Source organism: Pseudomonas sp. HMWF006 (assembly GCF_003061205.1).
GTDB classification, from domain to species: domain Bacteria; phylum Pseudomonadota; class Gammaproteobacteria; order Pseudomonadales; family Pseudomonadaceae; genus Aquipseudomonas; species Aquipseudomonas monsensis.
Window position 1 is genome coordinate 1 of sequence record NZ_QAIU01000213.1, and the last position, 6,195, is coordinate 6,195.

Here is a 6,195-nt window from a genome sequence, read left to right on the forward strand (position 1 = left end):
GAACAGAATCGCCTGCCAGTTGAACTCCGGCGCGGTGAAGTGCGGGATCGCAAACCATGGCGCGGCAGCAATCTTCGCGGTGTCGACTACGCCGAAATAGAACGCCATGGCAAAACCGACCAGTACACCGGAAATGATCGGCACCAGGCGGAAGATGCCTTTACCGAACACCGCCACGATCAACGTGGTCAGCAGCGCTGGCATCGAGATCATCATCGCGGTCTGGTAGTGGATCAGTTCAGCACCATCGCCAGCCTTGCCCATCGCCATGTTCGCGGCAATCGGCGCCATGGCCAGGCCGATGGAAATGATCACCGGACCAATCACCACTGGCGGCAGCAGACGGTCGATGAAACCGGTGCCTTTGATCTTCACGGCAAGGCCGAGGAAGGTGTAGACGAAACCGGCCGCCATCACGCCGCCCATGGTCGCGGCGAGGCCGAACTGGCCCTTGGCGAGAATGATCGGGGTGATGAACGCGAAGCTCGACGCCAGAAACACTGGCACCTGACGCCCGGTGACGATCTGGAACAGAATCGTCCCCAGACCCGCGGTGAACAGTGCCACGTTCGGGTCAAGGCCGGTGATCAGCGGCATCAGCACCAGGGCGCCGAAAGCCACGAACAGCATCTGGGCGCCGGAGAGCACCGTGCGCCAGAGCGGATCGTTGAACTCTTGCTGCATGGTTACGCGTCCTTCTGCTTGGTGCCGAAGATCTTGTCACCGGCGTCGCCAAGTCCAGGAATGATGTAACCGTGCTCGTTCAAGCGCTCATCAATGGACGCGGTGTAGATGGTCACGTCCGGGTGAGCCTGTTCGACGGCAGCAATGCCTTCCGGCGCGGCGACCAGCACCATTGCGCGGATGTCCTTGCAACCGGCTTTCTTCAGCAGGTCGATGGTCGCGACCATCGAGCTGCCGGTGGCGAGCATCGGGTCGATGATCATCGCCAGGCGTTCGTCGATTTCCGGAACCAGTTTTTCCAGATAGGTGTGCGCTTGCAGGGTTTCTTCGTTGCGGGCCACGCCCACAGCGGAAACCTTGGCGCCCGGGATCAGGCTCAGCACGCCTTCGAGCATGCCTATGCCGGCGCGCAGGATCGGCACGACGGTGATCTTCTTGCCGGCGATTTTCTCGACCGACACGGTGCCGCACCAACCCGGGATATCGTAGGATTCGAGCGGCAAATCTTTTGTAGCTTCATAGGTCAACAGTGCGCCGACTTCCTGAGCGAGCTCGCGGAAATTCTTGGTGCTGATATCGGCACGGCGCATCAGGCCGAGTTTATGACGGATCAGCGGATGGCGGATCTCGAGGATGGGCATGGAAAAACTCCGGCGGCGGGCAAAAAAACCGGCCTAGATTAATCTATCCGAGGGTGATGTCCTATAGGACATACAGTACGTTAGTCCATAAAGGCTTGATTCGGCCGTGCGAGATGCGTACCTTTGCCCGCTTTTCGCGGCTATACCCCCCGCCAACCACCCCCCGGAGAGCGCCATGTCCGCTGATCTCGAGCATATCCGTCAAGTCATGCGAGAGGCTGACTGCCTGTACACCGAAGCTGAAGTCGAGGCTGCCATTGCCCGCGTCGGTGCACACATCAACGAACAACTGGCCGAGAGCAACCCTGTGGTGTTCTGCGTGATGAACGGTGGCCTGATCTTCTCCGGCAAACTGCTGACTCATCTGCAGTTCCCGCTGGAAGCGTCCTACCTGCACGCGACCCGCTATCGCAATGAAACCAGCGGTGGCGACCTGTTCTGGAAAGCCAAGCCGGAAGTCTCGTTCATCGACCGCGACGTGCTGATCATCGACGACATCCTCGATGAAGGTCACACCCTGGGCGCGATCATCGACTTCTGCAAACACGCCGGCGCGCGCAAAGTGCACACCGCCGTGCTGATCGACAAGGATCACGACCGCAAGGCGCGTCCTGACCTGAAAGCCGATTTCGTCGGCCTGCCATGCGTTGACCGTTACATCTTCGGTTACGGCATGGACTACAAAGGCTACTGGCGCAACGCCAACGGGATCTTCGCCGTTAAAGGCATGTAATCCGCGCCTCGATCTAAATGTGGGAGCGAGCTTGCTCGCGAAAGCGGTGTATCAGTCGACATCTGTTTTGAATGTCAGTCCGCCTTCGCGAGCAAGCTCGCTCCCACAGTGTTTTTGTGTGTGCTGATCCATCCGCGACACCCATGCTAGAGTGCTCGGCCCCGCCCCCGGAGCCTGTCATGCGCCTCTTGATCCGCAGCCTTGCCGCCCTGTTATTGACCCTCAGCCTGCCGCTGTCCGCCGCGCCGATGCACAGTCAGTTCCTGCCGCCGGACGACTTGACCCTGCGCGATGCCGAGCCCGAGCAGCAACAACTGTTGCAAGTCACCGATTATTCCGTGGTCGTGGGCGCGCAACGTCAGTCCAATCAGCAACCCATACCGGTGACCTCGTCGCTGATGATCCGCCTTAAAGGCAAATCGCTGAACAAAGGCGCGACTGTCAATCAAGTGCTCGTCAGTTTCGACGGTGAAAGCAAAAGCCTGAAAAAACCGGTGTATGACGATAAAAGCAAAACCCTGACGCTGTTTTACCCACTGGCGCAGTACCGCGTGGTGATTGATCTGTTGCGCAACGATACTGTGTATGTGCAATTCCTCAGCTACGCCAACGGCCATATCTGGGCCGATTTGCACACTGGCAGCGTGCGCGCGCGTTGAGCCCGGTGGCAGGGCAGGGGTAAACTGCCCGCCCCGTGTAATGTCTGCGAGCTGGAGTCGGCAATGCGTAAAGATAAGAAACAGGTGATTGGTGACGAGATCGGCGATGAGCAGATCAAGCTGTTCCTCGATTTTGAACCGGTCGACGCCACTTCGCCGTCGCTGCACAAACTGGTCAAGGCTTACCGTGGTTTGCGCATCGACGATTTCGAGCGCTTTCTGACGTTCTTCGTTGAAGCTGGCTATGACGTGGATGGCAAGGATGAGCAGGGCAAGACCTTTGTTGACCTGATTGCCGATCAGCGTAATGCTCAGGACTATATCGAACTGATCAACAAGTCACGCACCTGAGATTTCCCGATACCTGTGGCGACGGTTCGCTAAATCCCCTCGCCACAAAGGTCCGGGTTTCAAATTTCAGGCATAAAAAAACGCCCCGCACTCACTGAGTACGGGGCGTTTTTTATGCGGCGCGATCAAGCGAAGCTTGGGGTCTCGCTGCTTTCTTCAACCAGTTCCAGGGCAATGTTGTTCTGCGTGTTGATCTTGCGATACAGCGCAGCATCGGTTTCCAGAACCTTCTCGCGGGCCGGGAAGATCTCTGCCAGTTTGGCAGCCCATTCACCCTTGGCCTTGGCCGGGAAGCATTTCTCGATCAGTTCCAGCATGATCGAAACGGTCACCGAGGCTCCTGGCGAAGCACCGAGCAGCGCGGCGAGGGAACCGTCCTTGGCCGCGACCAGTTCGGTACCGAATTGCAGGATGCCGCCCTTTTTCGGGTCTTTCTTGATGATCTGCACCCGTTGGCCGGCCACTTCCAGGCGCCAGTCTTCGGCTTTCGCCTGCGGGTAGAAACGGCGCAGGGAATCCAGACGCTGCTCCATCGACTGCATCACTTCGCTGACCAGGTACTTGGTCAGGTCCATGTTGTTTTTTGCCACCGCCAGCATCGGCCCGATGTTGCCGGCGCGAACCGACAGCGGCAGGTCCATGAAGGAGCCGTGCTTGAGGAACTTGGTGGTGAAGCCGGCGTATGGCCCGAACAGCAGGGACTTCTTGCCGTCGACCACGCGGGTGTCCAGGTGCGGCACGGACATTGGTGGCGAACCCACGGCCGCCTGGCTGTAAACCTTGGCCTGGTGCTGCTTGACCACTTCCGGGTTGTCGCAACGCAGCCACTGGCCGCTGATCGGGAAGCCGCCGAAGCCTTTGCTCTCTTCGATGCCCGAGGCCTGCAGCAACGGCAGCGCCGCGCCACCGGCGCCGAGGAAGACGAACCTGGCGTCGACTTCACGGCTGCTGCCGCTATTGACGTCCTTGATGCTGACGGTCCAGCCGTTGCCGTTACGCTTGAGACCGGTGACGCGCTTGCAGTATTTGACTTGCGTGTCGGGTGCGCTGGTCAGGTGCTTGAGCAACTGATTGGTCAGGGCGCCGAAGTTGACGTCGGTGCCGTTCATCACGCGGGTCGCGGCGAGGACTTCGTCCGGCGAGCGGCCCGGCATCATCAGCGGCATCCACTCGGCCATTTTGGCCTTGTCTTCGGTGTACTCCATGTCGGCGAAGGCGTGGTGCTTGTGCAGAACCTCGAAACGCTCCTTGAGGAAGGAAACGCCTTTGTCGCCCTGGACGAAACTCAGGTGTGGCACCGGGCTGATGAACGACTTGCACGAGCCGAAGGTGCCTTTTTTGGTCAGGTACGACCAGAACTGCTTGGACACTTCGAACTGGGTGTTGATGTGCACGGCTTTCTTGATGTCGACGGTGCCGTCGGCAGCCTGCGGTGTGTAGTTCAGCTCGCACAGGCCGGCGTGGCCGGTACCGGCGTTGTTCCATGGGTTGGAACTCTCCGCGGCACCGGAATCCATCAGCTCGACGACTTCCAGCTTGATCGCGGGGTCGAGCTCTTTGAGCAGCACTGCCAGGGTGGCGCTCATGATGCCGGCCCCCACCAGAACTACGTCGACTGCTTCGTTATGCGCCATTTAACGCGTCTCCAAAATCTGCAGCACCAAATTGTCGGCATGGCTGCCAGGCATTCAGGGACAGGTCAATTGTGTCCCGGCTATCCGTGGTCAGGTTCGCCATGTCCGAATCTTCGCAATTTTTCGCAACTTCGACGGATGCAGGCGGCCTGGCTTCAAGAGTCACATGAACTCATTTCAGCACGTGGCTGGCAATTCGACTTATGGTCGAGACATCCGTTTTTGTGCAACCAAATCCGTAGCGGACAGGCTTCAGGCTCCGGTATTCGAGGTATATCCGGTCCTGTGTCGTTGGGCTGTTTCAGACGCTAATGGTGCATGTTCAGACGCAAAACTATTCATTTGCTCGCCACACTCTTGTGAAGTTGTGAAAACCCGTTTTTTTCACGCTCTTTTGAAGACGTGAACCTCAAAAAGGGCTGTCCCAGCCTGGCACCCTGCCCGCAAAGGCAAAACAACGCGGTGGCCGAGCGTATGACAGCTCTGCAGATTCGCGAAAAGCAGGGGTTTTGCCGGAAGAACAGGCAAGCGCGCCAACTTCACTCGATCTGTGTGGGCGGCTCTCTGTGGGCGGTTTTGATGTCGATGCATGCGCATTGACGCTGTCGCGGGGCCCGATCAGGAGACGTCCTTATAATCGGGGGGAGATTGTATCGAAGAAATGCGCGGTGTTGCTCGTGTTTAATGACTTTTATTAGGCATCCGGTCAGATGCTCAACATCGCCTGAGCGCGTGCGCGGGGCTGCGACGGTATGACGCGGGCGCTGGCCGGCAGTGGCTGGTGCAACCAGTTGAGGCGGATTTCTTCGATTTCGACCCAGCCGTCGCCCATTGGCTGCAGGCTGCATTGCTTGAACGCCTGGCAATGGCCATTGCGATCGAGCAGGGCAAAGCTGCGGTGCAGTGGGCGTGGAGCGAACAACGAGATCAGATAACGCATGGCCGAGTACCTTGTTGGAGGACTGACTGCAAGGTTGCCGGTGGACCATGACGTCATGGTGTATAGGCAGTGAAGAATGTGTGACAGGAACCGCGTTCGACAGGGTTTGTCAGACATTTCAGTATTCATGGTGTGACGCTGGTGACCCGCAGTGGCCCACCGCTATACTGCCGGCCTGTTTGTGCCTGATTCTGGAGATAAGAGCATGTTGCAACGCCTGTTGTTCGGTTTGATCACTGTGGCCGGTTTGACACTGGCCGGCTGCGCCCACAGCCCGCAACAACTGAGTCCGGAGCCGAAGCTGACCACGCAACTGGCACCGGTCGGTCGTGGCCAGCCAGTCATCGTGCGCGTGGTTGACGGTCGTCCGTCGCCAACCCTGGGCACCCGTGGCGGCCTGTACCCGGAAACCAGCGCCATCACCGTGCAGCGCGAGCAGATCCTGCCGAAGCTGCAGGCTCAGGCGGAAGCGGCCGTACGTTTGCTCGGCTTCACCCCGACCAACAACGCGCCTAACGCTCCACAACTGACCGTGACCCTGGCCGAACTGAAG

7 protein-coding genes and 1 pseudogene are annotated in these 6,195 nt (G+C 58.9%); 4 read left to right on the top strand and 4 right to left on the bottom strand.

What is annotated here, in order from left to right:
- Positions 1-684, bottom strand: a 684-nt coding sequence (locus DBR24_RS08375) for a uracil-xanthine permease family protein (RefSeq protein WP_305888837.1), incomplete at its 3' end; no start/stop codon positions are given.
- Positions 685-686: 2 nt separating this feature from the next.
- A complete protein-coding gene (gene upp / locus DBR24_RS08380) occupies positions 687-1,325 on the bottom strand; it encodes a uracil phosphoribosyltransferase (RefSeq protein ID WP_123463070.1) in 639 nt (212 codons plus the stop codon).
- A 175-nt stretch (positions 1,326-1,500) separates the two neighbouring features.
- Between upp and DBR24_RS08385 the strand changes: the two genes are divergently transcribed.
- The 3 genes from DBR24_RS08385 to DBR24_RS08395 all read left to right on the top strand — a co-directional run bounded on the left by DBR24_RS08385 (position 1,501) and on the right by DBR24_RS08395 (position 3,068).
- Positions 1,501-2,058, top strand: coding sequence for a hypoxanthine-guanine phosphoribosyltransferase (locus DBR24_RS08385; RefSeq protein WP_123463072.1), 558 nt, complete (start codon positions 1,501-1,503; stop codon positions 2,056-2,058).
- A 179-nt stretch (positions 2,059-2,237) separates the two neighbouring features.
- Positions 2,238-2,717, top strand: a complete 480-nt coding sequence (locus tag DBR24_RS08390) for a hypothetical protein (RefSeq protein ID WP_128614482.1) — start codon at positions 2,238-2,240, stop codon at positions 2,715-2,717.
- Between the two features lie 63 nt (positions 2,718-2,780).
- The gene (locus DBR24_RS08395) at positions 2,781-3,068 is read left to right on the top strand and encodes a PA4642 family protein (RefSeq protein ID WP_123463076.1); all 288 of its coding nucleotides are present in this window, start codon (positions 2,781-2,783) and stop codon (positions 3,066-3,068) included.
- 125 nt (positions 3,069-3,193) lie between these two features.
- On the opposite strand, the gene mqo is transcribed toward DBR24_RS08395, so the two are convergent.
- On the bottom strand, positions 3,194-4,702 hold the full coding sequence (gene mqo, locus DBR24_RS08400) for a malate dehydrogenase (quinone) (protein ID WP_123463077.1): 1,509 nt from the start codon (positions 4,700-4,702) through the stop codon (positions 3,194-3,196).
- A gap of 706 nt (positions 4,703-5,408) precedes the next feature.
- Positions 5,409-5,642 (bottom strand): hypothetical protein, encoded by a 234-nt coding sequence (locus tag DBR24_RS08405; protein WP_123463079.1) that lies wholly within the window; start codon positions 5,640-5,642, stop codon positions 5,409-5,411.
- Between the two features lie 205 nt (positions 5,643-5,847).
- Here DBR24_RS08405 and DBR24_RS31735 point away from each other — a divergent pair.
- Positions 5,848-6,195 (top strand): annotated as a pseudogene (locus DBR24_RS31735) (hypothetical protein); the annotation flags it as partial.